The 14,331-nt window shown below is 49.9% G+C and carries 15 protein-coding genes and 1 other annotated feature; of the genes, 5 read left to right on the top strand and 10 right to left on the bottom strand.

The genetic code is table 11. The features are described from left to right. Window positions 1–4: 4 nt before the first annotated feature. From rpmI to Q4T40_06930, 6 genes are all read right to left on the bottom strand, one after another. The gene (gene rpmI, locus Q4T40_06955) at window positions 5–202 is read right to left on the bottom strand and encodes a 50S ribosomal protein L35 (GenBank protein ID MDT8900969.1); all 198 of its coding nucleotides are present in this window, start codon (window positions 200–202) and stop codon (window positions 5–7) included. A 14-nt stretch (window positions 203–216) separates the two neighbouring features. Next, the gene (gene infC / locus Q4T40_06950; GenBank protein ID MDT8900968.1) at window positions 217–738 is read right to left on the bottom strand and encodes a translation initiation factor IF-3; all 522 of its coding nucleotides are present in this window, start codon (window positions 736–738) and stop codon (window positions 217–219) included. A 25-nt stretch (window positions 739–763) separates the two neighbouring features. Further along, window positions 764–885, bottom strand: a sequence feature (ribosomal protein L20 leader region). 68 nt (window positions 886–953) lie between these two features. Beyond that, a complete protein-coding gene (gene thrS, locus Q4T40_06945; GenBank protein MDT8900967.1) occupies window positions 954–2,864 on the bottom strand; it encodes a threonine--tRNA ligase in 1,911 nt (636 codons plus the stop codon). Window positions 2,865–3,161: 297 nt separating this feature from the next. Beyond that, window positions 3,162–4,064 carry a putative sporulation protein YtxC gene (gene ytxC / locus Q4T40_06940; GenBank protein MDT8900966.1) on the bottom strand — a complete coding sequence of 301 codons (903 nt, stop codon included), beginning with the start codon at window positions 4,062–4,064 and terminating at the stop codon, window positions 3,162–3,164. A gap of 128 nt (window positions 4,065–4,192) precedes the next feature. After that, window positions 4,193–4,522 carry a hypothetical protein gene (locus Q4T40_06935; protein MDT8900965.1) on the bottom strand — a complete coding sequence of 110 codons (330 nt, stop codon included), beginning with the start codon at window positions 4,520–4,522 and terminating at the stop codon, window positions 4,193–4,195. Window positions 4,523–4,791: 269 nt separating this feature from the next. Then, on the bottom strand, window positions 4,792–5,109 hold the full coding sequence (locus Q4T40_06930) for a hypothetical protein (protein ID MDT8900964.1): 318 nt from the start codon (window positions 5,107–5,109) through the stop codon (window positions 4,792–4,794). Between the two features lie 650 nt (window positions 5,110–5,759). Between Q4T40_06930 and Q4T40_06925 the strand changes: the two genes are divergently transcribed. After that, window positions 5,760–6,170, top strand: a complete 411-nt coding sequence (locus Q4T40_06925) for a hypothetical protein (protein ID MDT8900963.1) — start codon at window positions 5,760–5,762, stop codon at window positions 6,168–6,170. Window positions 6,171–6,211: 41 nt separating this feature from the next. Here the strand turns inward: Q4T40_06925 and dnaE are convergent, their stop codons facing one another. Then, complete coding sequence (gene dnaE, locus Q4T40_06920) at window positions 6,212–9,700, bottom strand: DNA polymerase III subunit alpha (protein MDT8900962.1); 3,489 nt, start codon at window positions 9,698–9,700, stop codon at window positions 6,212–6,214. 448 nt (window positions 9,701–10,148) lie between these two features. On the opposite strand from dnaE, the gene Q4T40_06915 reads away from it, so the two are divergent. From Q4T40_06915 to Q4T40_06900, 4 genes are read left to right on the top strand one after another with little or no spacing between them, the layout of a single operon-like run. Then, a complete protein-coding gene (locus Q4T40_06915) occupies window positions 10,149–10,499 on the top strand; it encodes a hypothetical protein (protein ID MDT8900961.1) in 351 nt (116 codons plus the stop codon). Beyond that, window positions 10,499–11,023 carry a metallophosphoesterase family protein gene (locus tag Q4T40_06910; protein ID MDT8900960.1) on the top strand — a complete coding sequence of 175 codons (525 nt, stop codon included), beginning with the start codon at window positions 10,499–10,501 and terminating at the stop codon, window positions 11,021–11,023. The genes Q4T40_06915 and Q4T40_06910 overlap by 1 nt, the downstream gene beginning before the upstream one ends. 2 nt (window positions 11,024–11,025) lie before the next feature. Next, window positions 11,026–11,388: a hypothetical protein gene (locus tag Q4T40_06905; protein MDT8900959.1), complete on the top strand. Its 363-nt coding sequence runs from the start codon at window positions 11,026–11,028 to the stop codon at window positions 11,386–11,388. Between the two features lie 54 nt (window positions 11,389–11,442). After that, window positions 11,443–11,847 (top strand): 3D domain-containing protein, encoded by a 405-nt coding sequence (locus Q4T40_06900; GenBank protein MDT8900958.1) that lies wholly within the window; start codon window positions 11,443–11,445, stop codon window positions 11,845–11,847. A gap of 618 nt (window positions 11,848–12,465) precedes the next feature. Here Q4T40_06900 and Q4T40_06895 read toward each other — a convergent pair. Genes Q4T40_06895 through Q4T40_06885 form a run of 3 tightly spaced genes read right to left on the bottom strand, consistent with a single transcriptional unit; the run spans window position 12,466 to window position 14,182 of the window. Further along, window positions 12,466–13,116, bottom strand: coding sequence for a PhoH family protein (locus tag Q4T40_06895; GenBank protein MDT8900957.1), 651 nt, complete (start codon window positions 13,114–13,116; stop codon window positions 12,466–12,468). Window positions 13,117–13,142: 26 nt separating this feature from the next. Then, a complete protein-coding gene (locus Q4T40_06890) occupies window positions 13,143–13,568 on the bottom strand; it encodes a hypothetical protein (GenBank protein ID MDT8900956.1) in 426 nt (141 codons plus the stop codon). A gap of 5 nt (window positions 13,569–13,573) precedes the next feature. After that, window positions 13,574–14,182, bottom strand: a complete 609-nt coding sequence (locus Q4T40_06885; protein MDT8900955.1) for a hypothetical protein — start codon at window positions 14,180–14,182, stop codon at window positions 13,574–13,576. Window positions 14,183–14,331: the final 149 nt, after the last annotated feature.

The raw sequence follows: 14,331 nt of genomic DNA, 5'->3' as shown, positions 1-14,331 counted from the left end.
GTTGTTAGGCGTAAGGAAGCATCTTGGTTACGCGATCGTGGTCGGCTTTGCTGATAAGGCCTGCTTTGCGCAGGTTGCGCTTGCGGGCCGGGGACTTCTTCTCCAGGATGTGGCTCTTGTAAGCTTTGGCGCGCTTGAATTCGCCGCTGCCGGTAATCTTAAAACGTTTGGCGGCGCTTCTGCGAGTTTTAATTTTCGGCATTGTCAGTCTCCCCCTTAGTGTTGTTGCTGTTTGGCCGCGAAAATCATTATCATATTCTTGCCTTCCAGTTTGGCGTCGCGTTCGACGTTGGCGATATCCTTAAGTTCGCCCGCCATTCGGATTAGTACCTGGCGACCAAGCTCAGGGTGGGAAAGTTCGCGGCCCCTGAACATGACGGTCGCCTTTACTTTATCGCCATCCTGGAGGAAGCGCTGAGCGTTCTTCAGTTTTACTTGAAAATCGTGGTCCTCGATGTTGGGACGAACTTTGACTTCCTTGATGGTGACGATCTTCTGCTTTTTCTTGGTTTCCTTCTCGCGCTTCTGCTGCTCGTACTTGTACTTGCCGTAATCCATGATCCGGCAAACCGGCGGCTTGGCGAGAGGCGCGACTTCCACCAGGTCAAGCTGGGATTCGGCGGCAATGCGCAAAGCTTCCCGAAGCATCATGACCCCTAATTGCTCGTTGTTGGCGGTTACAACTCTTACTTCTCTGGCGCGGATTTCTTCGTTGATTCGAAGGTTATCCTTACTAATCGCGGCACACCTCCTAAATTATACGCAAATTAACAAAAAGCGGATGGCATAACCACCCGCATAAAAAGCAATAGACACGCTGTTGCCTGGACCTTACGAACAGCTGAGCGTTGTAAGGTGAGAAGCGGATGGCTTCTACTTTAGAAAGAGTATTAAGTTTACCTAGTAATCTTAGCATTATGGTCCGGTAAAGTCAAGCAAATTTGCGGGAAATATTACGCTTTGGCGGCAATCTCGTCCAGCACGCTGGCGATGAAGTCTGTCGCCGGCATGGTGCCGATGTCGCCTTTGCCCCGCTGGCGGACGGCGACAGTGTCCGCTTCCTTCTCCTTATCGCCGATAATCAGCATGTAGGGGACCTTCTCCATCTGTCCTTCGCGAATCTTGTAGCCGATCTTCTCGTTGCGGTCGTCGATTTCGACGCGGATATCCTTGGCCTTCATCTGGTCCGCGAGGGCTTGGGCGTATTCAAGCTGGCGGTCGGTTATCGGCAGGATTTTGACCTGAACGGGGGCGAGCCATACAGGGAAAGCGCCCGCATAGTGCTCGATAAGGATGCCGATAAACCGTTCGATGCTGCCGTAGCAGGTGCGATGGATCATTACCGGGCGGTGTTTCTGGCCGTCTTCGCCGATAAAAGTAAGATCGAATTTTTCCGGCATCTGCATATCGAGCTGGATCGTGCCGCACTGCCAGGTCCGGCCGATGGAATCGCGGAGATGGAAATCGATCTTCGGACCGTAGAAAGCGCCGTCGCCGGGATTGACCTTGTACGGCATGCCATACTCCTCGAGAGCGTCGCGAAGGGCGATGGTGGCTTCTTCCCAAACTTCATCCGAACCCATGGCTTTTTCGGGCTTGGTGCTGAGCTCGGCGTGATAACTCATACCGAAAGTACCGTAGATGGTGTTGAAAAGGTCGATTACGCCCTTGATTTCCGCCTTGATCTGGGATGGCAGCATGAAGATGTGGGCGTCGTCCTGGGTAAAGCTGCGCACGCGCATCAGCCCGTGAAGGGCGCCGCTCAGTTCATGACGATGGACGAGACCCAGTTCGCAGGTGCGCAGGGGGAACTCGCGGTAACTATGGTGCTGCGAACGGTAAATGAGAATGCCGCCCGGACAGTTCATGGGTTTGACGGCATAGCCCTCGTCGTCGATGGTGGTGAAGTACATGTTGTTGCGGTAGTGGTCCCAATGGCCCGACTGTTGCCAGAGCTTTTGGTGGAGAATGATCGGTGTCTTGATTTCCTGATAACCGTATTTTACGTGCAGACGGCGCCAAAAGCTTTCAAGCTCGTTGCGGATGATCATGCCTTTAGGGTGAAAGAAGGGAAAGCCCGGGCCCTCATCCTGAATGCTGAAAAGGTCGAGTTCGCGGCCGATTTTGCGGTGGTCCCGCTTGGCCGCCTCTTCGAGCATTGTCAGGTAGTCGTCAAGGTCGCTTTTCTTTTCGAAAGCGGTGCCGTAGATGCGTTGGAGCATTTTATTATGCTGGTCGCCCCGCCAATATGCTCCGGCCAGGCTTTGCAGCTTAATCGCCTTAACGCGCCCGGTGGAAGGCACATGAGGCCCGGCGCACAAATCGACGAATTCGCCCTGTTTATAGAGGGATATGGTCACATCTTCAGGCAGATCGCGGATAAGTTCCTGCTTGTAGGTTTCGCCCATTTCGCCGAAAAGCCGGAGCGCCTCTTCCCGGCTTGTTTCCATGCGCTCGATGGGTAGATCTTCCTTGACGATCTTTTCCATCTCCGCCTGGATTTTATCAAGGTCTTCAGGTACAAAAGTATGGGCGGTGTCGATGTCGTAATAAAAGCCGTTGGCAATCGCGGGACCGATGCCCAGCTTGACATTCCCAAACAGCCTCTTGACCGCCTGGGCAAGGATATGCGAAGCGCTGTGACGGAGCGCTTCTTTGCCCTCAGTATCCTCGAAGGTAAGAAACTCAACCTGGGCATCTCGTTGTATTTTGTGCCGAAGGTCGACGGTCACGCCGTCCAGTTTGGCGGCAAGAGCGCTTTTGCCGAGATTGCGGCTTATCGATTCCGCCACTTCCTGCAATGATATCCCTGCGGACGCTTCCCTTACCGCTCCGTTCTTCAGGGTAATTTTAACTGTATTCACTCTAATACCCCTTCCCTAGAAAAAATATAAAACCCCCGTCCTTTAGGGACGGGGGTTTACCCGCGGTTCCACCCTGATTGGCATTAAGCCCAGCTTGTGCAATGAAATAACGGGCATAACCCGGCGCGGCTTACTTTGTTCGGCCTTGCAGTTTGGAGGGGGTAACAGCAGGTGTCAGTAAAGGAGCTTTCAGCCAAGGCACCTTTTCTCTGCGACTTCCGTAGCTGCCGTCTTGTCCTCCGCATCACTGTTGACAGTATTTTATTAAGGTTATTATAGCCAGTTTGCAACCGGCTGTCAATTCCTCTCCGATTCGGGGAAACCAACATCGTTTAAACAAAGGCTGCAGCCCCGGCAGATGCCGACCCGTCCGGCAAAGACGTTCTGGATGGTTTCCACAGCAGCGTGATTTTTTCCCAGTTCGGATGAGAAGTGCAGCATCACGTTCTGGGGCGCGATCGTTATCAGAGCGCTGATCAACAGGTCCTCGTAGTTGATTTCCTCGTTCCTCATTATCAGGGGCTCCACGCATTGATTATGAATGTTCCGTCCGCGGGCATCCCGGATCTTGAAGGTGTCGCCATCCCCAAAGAATATATGGACTTCGTCCACCTGGGCTTCCTGAACATCGACGAAGTATCGGAGGACCCTGATGAACTCCTTGTACTCCATGTCAAGCATGTATTCGTCTACGGCCTTGTCTACAACTTCCGTCAAACGGTCGCGGTAGTCCTTGAGCCGAAACGACAGGAAGCCATCCAGCACCAGCTCGTGATGGATATCGAAGTATTCCTTGATCTTGGCGAGAATCCGGTTGCGGCGGTCGGTATAGCCGAAATCGCCGCCGGGTTCCTCAAGGAGTTTCAGCGCGTTATCGTAGATAGCGGCGCGCTCCTGGTCGCCAAAATAACAATAGTTGTGGTTGATGATTCTGCGGATCAGGGTTTTCTCCTCATGGGAGACGATGTACTCCGCAAGCATTTGGGCGACAAAGGTTTTAAGCGAGTTTTTTACGTGTTCGTAATTACGAAAGGAAAGCTCCCCTTCGGCGATGTTACAACCCAGGAAGGTATAATTTCCTTTGCTGCTCTCGTCGACCGCCACACGGAATCCATCCCGCGCCAAGGTGCGGCAGTCCTGCTGCAGCCTGGTCCGTATTTCATCGGGAGAACCGCTTAAGCCAAGAGAGAGTATCTTCACGTTTCTCACTCCCTTCGCTGTTATTATATGTGCTCCGCGATGAAGGCATACGACGCCGCATGCGACCGCACAAGCAAAATAAAAAAGCAACCCCTGAGGATTGCTCCAATAACCGCCTTCGGAAGCAGTCATAATTTTTTCAGTTGCTCGTCGATGGCCTTGAGCCAAGCGTCACGAGCACCCGGATCGACGATGATTTTCAATTTTTTCCCCGCAATGGTCGAAACCCCCAATACGTTGGGTATGATATAAAAGGTTTTTTCGCCGCGGACCCCTTTCACTTGGTCAAGAGGCACTTCCTCCATGTACTTCCTGGTGATGTCCATTACATAACCCACGAATACCAGGCGCTCACTGGTCAGGTAAAAGGCCCCCGTAAACGCGCTGTCTTCTAAGTGGAGACTGGCATGGCCCTTCTTTATTATCTCTTCCGTGTCTGACAAAGGGAAACTGTACACGCGCTGCCACCGCCTATAGAGAAGCTATCAGTATTTTATCATGCGAAGTTGTCCATGCCCGCCACAGCCCCGTTGACGGGATAAGGTGCACACCGTCTCGATTTTATCGCTGTTTTCATGCGCTGTGCCGCGAACATTATCTATTCTTGCCCGCCAGCCGATTCTTTAATAATTACGTGAACCCGCTTTTGGCGTATCATGTATATTCGAGTCAGTTTACTCCTTTCCTTCTTCCGAAGACTTGCTCTTTGGTGGATCAGGGTAATATTTTACGGGTGCGGCCCCTCCGAACCGCCATCCGATTCAGGTAACGGTGAATCTGAACGCGCGCTTGGGCAGCTTTCGTCTTTGTCTTTAGCCCGGCGCGCTTTCATGTTACAGGTCATTCGCATATATTCGATGATCATTTGCTCAAGTCTTGCGATACGAACGATCGTGTCCGGAACGTTAAGGTCGGCAATGGAAAGTTCGCCTACTTTACGCCGCTCGTGCTCGATAGCCAGCGCCTTGTCGGCTTCATATGTTGATCCAGACGATAGCGCGGCGGGCCGTCTCTTAAAACGCGGACCATTATTTGTCCGGGTCATCGTATCACTTCCTGTAGTCTCATTAGGCCGGTATGTTCTTTAACCGGCGTTCCTAATTAACCTGATGATGTAATTGCAATAAACATGCCAAGCCTCTCGCTTACCAGATCATAGGTTTTTGCGGTCATTCAGTCATACGAATTGAACGTTTCGGTACACTAATCGGTACACCTGTCCCTTCCGGTTCACCCTAGGGAGGGCTTTGACGAATAACAAAAAAATCCCTCCGGTATTACCCGGAGGGATTTTGGGTGGTGGGGTTAAACGGACTCGAACCGCTGGCCTCCTCGATGTCAATCTGGAGAAGTATTAAATGACCCGAATTGGGCATAATATGATACGAATACAGTATCTATACCTATTCTAGGCGATTCGTTTCAAGTGTCAGACAACTCTCAAATAGAAAAACTTGATAACTTAAAGTAAGATAAAGTAATCGGCGTGGGGGTATAGTTGGGGTAGTACCCCATCCTCCTCTGAACCTCTTCCTCTCCTCTTTTTCCAATCTTCCTCTCATAGTATTCTCAGTCTTGTCTCATTGTTCTGATACTTCATTCAAATTGTCATTATATATTTCGAATTAAATTTGGATAAATATGGTTAATTCTATTATGAAAGGGGCATAATACTATTGACAGGAGAATCACACAATGATACATTTAGAATCAAGAGACACGTTAGGAGACATAATTCTTAATGTGAGGAAAGGAATGGGGAGTTCAATGATTAATGATATCTTTAAGAAGATTCATCAAGCGTGTCAAAGTATGGGTTGGTCTACACATGAACTAGCTAAAAGAACAGGTATTGCACAACCTATTATTCACAGACTCTTCAAAGGTTTGGATACTATAGAGAGACTAGAAGGATACATAGAAGCATTCGTTACTGCATTGGGTGCTGATAAGAATAGAATAGCAGGCAAGTATGACTTAATCAATCACTTATCATTAGAGTTACAAGAATTTGTAGTGAATCCTCAGAATGCAGAATGGATTCGTAAGGCGTTTATGGAGAAAGAACTTTCTAGAATGAACAAGCAACTTACTGAACAGGTATAATCTTTCTTATTATGACGCACATAGAAAGAGGCCGGAGCTGATTAGGCTCCGGCTTTCTTATTGCATCTGCGAAAGGTATTGATGACATTGTCCCTTCCTAGTTGAAACATGTAGACCTTGCCTTCCTCTATTTCTCCTTGATTGAAGAAGACCAAACTTCTCTTTCCAGACCTTCCTCTAATGTCTACGAACATCATAGGTTTGCCCTTCTTAGTTTTGTGCTTCTTCACTTTCATTACAACCCCCGCTATAGAGGTAACACCATTGGAACCGTGGAGTTCATAGTTGTCTAATATATCTTTGTTAGAGAACCCTAGAACCTCCATCTCTGCTTCGGTGTCATCGATCTCAATAGGTTCGCTAGGCGTGGTGGAATAGAGAGCAGCTTTCTTCTTCCAGTCGGATAGCATGTTCTCCTTCCTCTTACCATCCTTCTGTTCTTCCCAGTATGCTATCTTCTCAAGTGCCTCCTCATATTTAGGGAGGGTATCCTTGATGTAGGAGAGATAGGCGAGACATTCTCCCCTGCTTTCTTCAAAGACACCCGCCTTAATGAGGGCGGTCAACTTATCTCTAGGAAGTTTGGGATTGAGTTTGATAAATTCCGCTATGTTCTTGTGAGAGGTGAAGTCCCCAGAGCCTACGCCCTTGATAGTGGAAAACCCTGCCATCAAAGTTCCATCTGGGAGGATAACCCAAGTATTCTTTGCTATCCCCATCTTGGGAGTGGTGATAGGAATACCGAATTGCTTGGCATCGTAGACATATTGGATGGTCTTCTCCTGGTTTCCTATGACACTATTTAGTAGAGCCATATAGAACTCGTGAGGGTAGTTAGCCTTAAGGTAGGCAGTCTGGTAGGAGGTGTAGGCGTAGGTCGCTGCGTGGGAGTTACATACGACAATTTTGTCGCCAGTAACAAAGTTGTGATATGGGTCGGCCATCTCAACATCGTATGTCTCTTTTGTTCCACAAAAAGTTATAGACACAATTTTTTCTAGGTGCGTGGGAATGCCGAAGTTGTACTTCCGAAGGGGAGAAACTTCACACCCATTGTGGACATACAATAAATCTCCAACCCGCAAATCTTCTAAGAGTACCTCGCCGTTTGGGGTGGGGAATTTATGGTTCCCTGTAGCGACAACACTCTTACCGGATTCTGTCCGCACGGAGAAAACTGGTCTTGTGCCAGATGGGGTAATATTGACGATTTTATTTTGCCTTAATCTACCGTCTTCCCCTATCGATAATCCATATCCATATCCCCCTCTTTTGTATTTTTTGTGTAGGGCTAAATGTCCAGTCTGTTCCGCATATTCCTTATCGTTTTTAATACGGAACATTTCCGATATGGTTGGTGAGAATTTTCCGTTTTGGTCACGATAGATTTTTTCGTCGCCAGACAAGCATTTGTTGAAGCCATAATCGGCGAACTTGGAGATGGCATCTACGACGAACTTGACTTCCTTCGGAGGATACTGCCCCCCTTTTTCAATAAGGTCGTTGATTATCCTCTCCATCTCCGATGCCTTCTTCTTGCCGATGGCACGCCGGAGCATGTCTGCTTCTGCAAGAGTATACCCAAAGAACTGTTTGGCTATCTCCATTACCTGTTCCTGGTATACTAGAACGCCGAAGGTTTCGCCCAGTACCTTCCCCTCTATCTGCGCCCATAAAGATGTTCCTGCGGGTTGCCAACCACCCTTACGGCGACGAATAAACTCTGCCAACATCCCTGACTCTTTAGGACCAGGGCGATAAAGAGCCACTAGGGGAATAAGGTCTTCAAAGCAGCGAGGCTCGATATCTTCCACGACTTCCGTCATACCTTCCGATTCCAACTGGAACACACCTGCGGTTTGCCCCTTGCACAGGAGGTCGAATGTGGCCGGATCGGTATCCGGTAGTTCGTCTATATTTAGTTCTGGATCATAGGACTCCTTGACGGCGTTGTCAATAACGTCCAATGTGCGAAGCCCCAAGACATCCAATTTGAGGAGTCCTCTGGCCTCAAGGTCTTCGAAGTCGTAGGCACAGACGAAGCGTTCCTCTCTGGTCTGCGAGTCAATCTGCCGTTCGATGGGGGTCCACCGCGTGGGGTTCTCTGGGAAGACCAGAATGGCGGATGCGTGAACGCCATAGTTCTGGATAAGGCCGACGAAGGCTTTAGCTACCCTAACTAATTCTTTATAGTTAGGGATGGCCGGATCATTGGGCAGTAGGTCATCTAGGGAGGTGATTTGCTTGGACAACTTGTCAATGTAGGCCGGAGGAATTTTGAGAGCCTGACCGGCCCTCTGCAAGGCCCCCTTATCGCCAAGGTAATTGAAGGTGCGAACGTGGTATACGGAACCGTAGCGGCTTTCTATGTACGATATGACCTCGCCCCGCTTGGATTGGGGGATGTCGGTGTCGATATCCGGCGCCGCAACCCTCTGGTCGTGGGCGAACCTTTCAAACATCAAACCATACTTCATGGGATTAAGTCCGGTCAGTCCCATCTTGTAGGCTACCATGCTACCGCCTACGGAACCCCTTCCCTTGCCCACTCTTATGTCGTTACGTCTGCACCAGTTGATGAAGTCATAGACGATGAGGAAGTAGTTGAGGAAGTCCACCTTCTCCAGTATATTTAGTTCGTGTATAAGGCGGAGCCGCTCTTCCTCAGTTACAGAACCGGCGAAGACAATATCCTCCACCGTTCGTCTGGCATCCTCAGTTGGGTAGGCCGGATAGTGTCTTCCACCCTCTTCCATCTCGACGTTGCACCCGGCAAGCATAATGTCCTGGTTTGCGATAGCCTCTCTAATTATATTTATATCTAGATAGGCCAGTTTCTCGATCACCTGCTGCTCGGAGTGGAGAAAGAAGTCATCGGTGGGGAAGTAATCCGAATCCTGGTCGATACCTTTCCAGAGGCGGTGGATGGCGGCATCTTCTTGGTTTAGGTAGTGGGCATCGACAGCAGGAATAATCTTCACGCCATGCTTTTGTGCCAAGGCCAGTATCCGGTGGTTGTGTTCCCTCTGCTCGTCCGTTTGGAAGATGTGCAGCTCGACATACAAATCATCACCGAAGACTGCTTTGAGCCGGAGGAGACATTCCTCCGCATCCGCCCTCCGGAGTAGACCACCGATACAGGCGGTGGTGCAGATGATACCTGACATGTCCTTCCCCTCAATCATAGACCAGTCAATTCGCGGTTTGCGGTAGAAATGCTCATGGGCTTGGGTTTCAAGCGCCATGAGTTTTTTATACCCTTCCGCATCTTTCGCCAAGAAGAGGATGTGCCAATATTCATCGGTCTTCACCGAAGCGTGTTCGGCGAAGTACAGTTCGACCCCAGGCACGAACTTGAGTTCTTCCTTCTTGGCGGCTTTGTAGCATTCCCACACTCCTGACATTGTTCCATGGTCGGTGACGCACATAGTGTCCTGACCCAATTCCTTGAGCCGCTTTGCGAATGCTTCCGGCAACAAGGTAGCATCCATGAGGGAGAATGTGGTATGCGAATGGTGGTTTACGTTCAAGGTGAATCTCCTTTCGTTTTGACTGATTCTATTATACTGCATTTATGATACGATTACAATATAATTTACCCTTGACTTGATACGTTTGTCGTGTTAAAATGGTCGCAGAAAGGAGGTCGATGATGAGGGTTTATGGCCCATGCGCCAAGCGACGAGTCGTTTGCGTTATTGAGTCGCCCAATGGCGAGGTGATATCGGTGGGAGAGAATCTCTGTTTGAACCCACAGAAGATATGCCCTCGCAAGTCCGGAGAAGGATATGAGAAGTGTATCTCTGTCTGCCAACAGGTCGGTCATGCGGAAGTGGTTGCCGCTAAACAGGCCGGAGCGTTGTGGGGACAAGGGGGTACGGCATACCTTATGGGACACACCTATGCCTGCGGCAACTGTGAACGAACACTCAGGGAAATTGGCGTAAACAAATTGGTTATCGTCGGCGGAGCAGAGATATGCGATATCAAGTCATTGCAGTAGATTTCGACGGTACGATAGCCGAAGAGGATTGGCCTGGAATCGGCAAGCTAATCCCCAAAGCAAAAGAGATCATCAACAGGTTTGCGGCACAGGGCGGCATAGTGATATTAAACACCTGCCGTGTCGGGGTATATCTCGATGCCGCCAAACAGTTTCTCAAGGAGAATGGAATCACCGTCCACTACTTCAACGAGAACTCTGCGGAGAAACTTGCCTGTTGGCCTGACACCCGCAAGATCGGTGCGGACATGTACATCGATGACCGGAATCCCGGTGGGCCGAACTGGGACTTGGTCGAAAAACTGTTGTTTGGAGATGAGGGGTAATGAAGAGGTTTATCATCGCAGACACCCACTTCTACCATGACAACATCGCCAAGTACTGTGGTAGGCCGACGAACCATACCGAACTTCTGATCGCAAGCCTCCAGTCGATTATGGGCGAGGATGACATCCTCTATCATCTGGGCGATGTGACCTTCGGAAGTCAAGATAGTCTGAGAGATATCCTCTCCGGTATCAAGGGCAAGAAGGTACTGGTTCGCGGCAACCACGATGCTTGGAGTGACACACGGTTTATGGAACTTGGGTTCGACATGGTCTGCACGGCAATCGCCGTGGGCAACGCCATCCTGACCCACAAGCCTATCGAAGTCGCCCACTTCTCGGTAAACATCCACGGTCACCTACATAATCTCGGCTATGACGATGTACTGAGTTACGAAGAGGAGTATCGGAAGTTTGGTGCGGACGGCAGGCACATCCTCTACTCTCCGGAGTTGGAGGGCTATAAGCCAGTTGTCATCGAGAAGTTAGTAGCCAAATTCAACAATCGAATGAAAGGAGAATGAAAATGAAAACTCTGTATGTGCAGGTGGACATCAACTCCTACAACGGCAAGCTTTACGACTTCAAAACTGACATCGCCGACCTCCAGAAGGGCGATGTGGTGGTCGTAGACACCATCAACGGAATGCTCATCGGCAAGGTTGTCGGCTATACCGACGATACCAAGGCCACCAAGTGGGTAATCGATAAAGTAGACACGACCGCCCACAAGGCTCGACTGGAGAGGGACAAGCAACTGGCGGCTCTCCGTAAAAAGCTAGAGGCACGCCGGAAAGCCGTGGACGAACTCACCGCTTTCCGCCATCTGGCTTCAATGGACTCCGAAGCCGCCGCTCTCCTGACCCAGTACGAAGCGTTAATTCAATAAATAGAAAACCCCCAGACTTACTGGGGGTTTCTCGTATCGAGAGGAGGTCGAAAGATGAGACTGGCTTTGCTCAGTATCATCATAACCCTGTGGCTCACCCAACCCTTGGCGGAAGGGATTGGCTACATCGAGGAGGTTGAAACTCCCCCCTCCCCTGTCGCTACATATGTCGCAACGGTTACGGCGTATACAAGTTCTATAGAGGAATGCGGCAAGGATGATGGGATAACCGCATCTGGACTTCCGGCGGAAGACGGAATGGTGGCCTGTGATGACTTGCCATTCGGAACAAGGGTAGTGATTGAGGGCAGACACTATGTTGTGGCGGACAGATTCGGTGGCGGATACCAACGCCGATTCGATATCTGGATGCCTAGCAGAGCTGATGCCTATCGGTTCGGACGGAAACAGGTTGAAGTACAAGTTATTGAGATGGGAGATGGAGAGAATGTGCGTTAGACCCTGTCCGGAATGTAGTCGGAAATATTCTTGTGCGAGGTCAACCGTTCAACCCAAGGATTGCAAGACTTGCCGTGCTACGGTGTCTAAGTGCATGACCTGTCCGGTAATGAAAAAGATATCGAAGTAATCTTATGAGCGTCCGTTGGGACGCTTTTTCTTTATCAACAAAACCCGGATATTTCTTCTTGCTGACTAAAAATTCCGGTTATGTTATCCTTTGTGATGTGACTCGCCAGTCAACAAAATGGAGGTTATAGAAAATGAAGGAAAGATTTGAATTCTTTAAGCCAAAACAGTCTCGTTGTTCTGTTCCTCTGGTGAAGATTCACAGGACGGGTCGCGTAATCATAGCATAAAGAGTTGCCCCACACCATTGACTTTGGCATGACTCAAGACGGCAAGGAGATTCTCATTGTAGAGGGTCAATCCTTCAAGCCGAAGGTTCTGTCGAAGTCGCAATGCCGGGATTTTTCAGCAGGAACCGCCCTCGCCAAGTTGCAGAGTCTCAAGATCAACCTGCCTGCGGTTTACCAAGTCGAGAAGGTAGAGGGTGGTTGGCTCGGCAAACTCAAAACCGTATAAACAAAAAAGAAGCCCCCTTTGCAGGGGGCGTTCTTATGCGGCGAAGTCATCCAACAGAAGAGATATAACCTTCTTGGTGAACGGATCGCCAAGGATATGTTCCTTCTCGTAGAAGGTGTGAGAGGCAATATCCTCGTCATTGGGGAACTTATTGAGGCAGTAGGACAACAGGTTCTTGCGGCCTATCTTTTTGTTCGCTTGGCCAGGATGAACATCGCCTATTACCACATACTTACACTCCTCGCCCATCCTAGACAGGATGGTGAAGGCTTCGGATTCATGGATGTTCTGGGATTCATCGATTATTACGAAGCAGCGAGAGAATCTGCGGCCCTGGAGAACATCGGTGGGACATACCTCCACCTTATCCCTCATCTCGGAGAACTTCCTCTGGGTGCAAGCTTCACCATAGGACTCCGCCTGTATCGTGTAGGGACTCATCTTTTCCTCAAGCGTGCCGGGGAGAAATCCGCAACGCAGGTCAAGGTAGGGGCGAATGTAGACAACCTTTTCGAAATGACCCCGCCTGACCAACTCCATACCGCATTCGATAGCCTTTTTCGTCTTACCAGTTGAGGGCAATCCCGCGCAGATGACCAGTCGTTTCTCTATATTTAGTAGGTCACGGATATATGCCTTCAAATGGGGAGGGTTCGGTTGGTCCCCAGGTAGACGCTTCGCCAAAAGGGATTCCTCCTAGATAGAATTATTTAGCGGCTGCTACTACGATTAGGGCGGCTATCAGAACCGTCCTCTGGAACTTGAGACTGGCTATCTCCGCCTTGGTTTCCTTCTCGTACTTGGCGGATAATGTCTTCAAGTTCTCTAACTCGATCCTCACTTCGGTCAATAGCCTCTGTAGATTCTCTATTGAGGTCTGAGAGGCCGCTAATGATTCCTCTAAGTTCTTCAACTTCTTGTCGGCTTCGATTAATTGAATCGCGGAGAGATTGGCATTCTGCTTCAAGATCGACAATTCTCTTTTCAAGTCGTTCTTCACTTGCTCGAATCTGTTGAGTTGTTCCGCCGTTATCGTGTACGTCTGCTGTGCCGCTTCGCAAGTACCAGGCGTAGCCACCCACAACAAGCAAAGCAATAAGCAAGCCAGCAATAATCTTACGGTCAATGGTTACCATCTCCATTAAGCACCGATGGCGGCAAGGGCATCGGCACATTCGTTTTCGAATCTGGAATAAAGACCCGGCCTCAACGATGGCGAACCGCCGGTCCACTCCGGCGTGCGGCAGACCTTGAGGTAGATGGTCTTCACAAGGTCGGCATCGAAGTTCGCGGCATCAATATAGGACAGGTTTGGATAACCCATGATACGACACGCAGTCTCCCACATCTCGACAAGATAGCCCAGACCGTATTGAATGACACGGCTCCAGACCACATCCTGCATGACTGGGTGGTGCTTCTCGATATGCCACCCCGCCTCCGCTAACTTAGATATAGCGGGTACATAGTACATATCTAGTGCGTACTCGTACTGGGCTGTGGCGAATCCTTCCGGATTGGCATTCGCATAGGCTCTCCACGCATCACAGAACGCATCGAGGTTCTCGACGTTGTTGGCAAGGTCAGGGTATCTATCGGCAAACTTGACGGCGAAGTTCTGCGCTACGCCATAATTCCAAGAGAACTGATAAACGCCGAAGGAAACGCCACCTGCGTCACCTCTCCCAGAACTGACCGTGCCGGGATTTCCCCGGCTCTCATATTTAGCCGACAGTCGGCCCAGTTCCATTTACATCACCCCTTGGATTAGTACCGCTAGGCGGTGCGATAGTGTTTGACCTCTGATACCTCGGAGAGTTCCACAGGCTATCCGCCATGTAGGTCGCCCCGTAGCCCACCGTCCGGATACCCAATATGGCAGGAAGAAGTATCTTGGCG

The sequence above is a fragment of the Selenomonadales bacterium 4137-cl genome (assembly GCA_032334055.1).
GTDB classification, from domain to species: Bacteria; Bacillota; Negativicutes; order Sporomusales; family UBA7701; genus Anaeroselena; species Anaeroselena agilis.
This window is presented reverse-complemented; position numbering and strand designations above follow the sequence as displayed.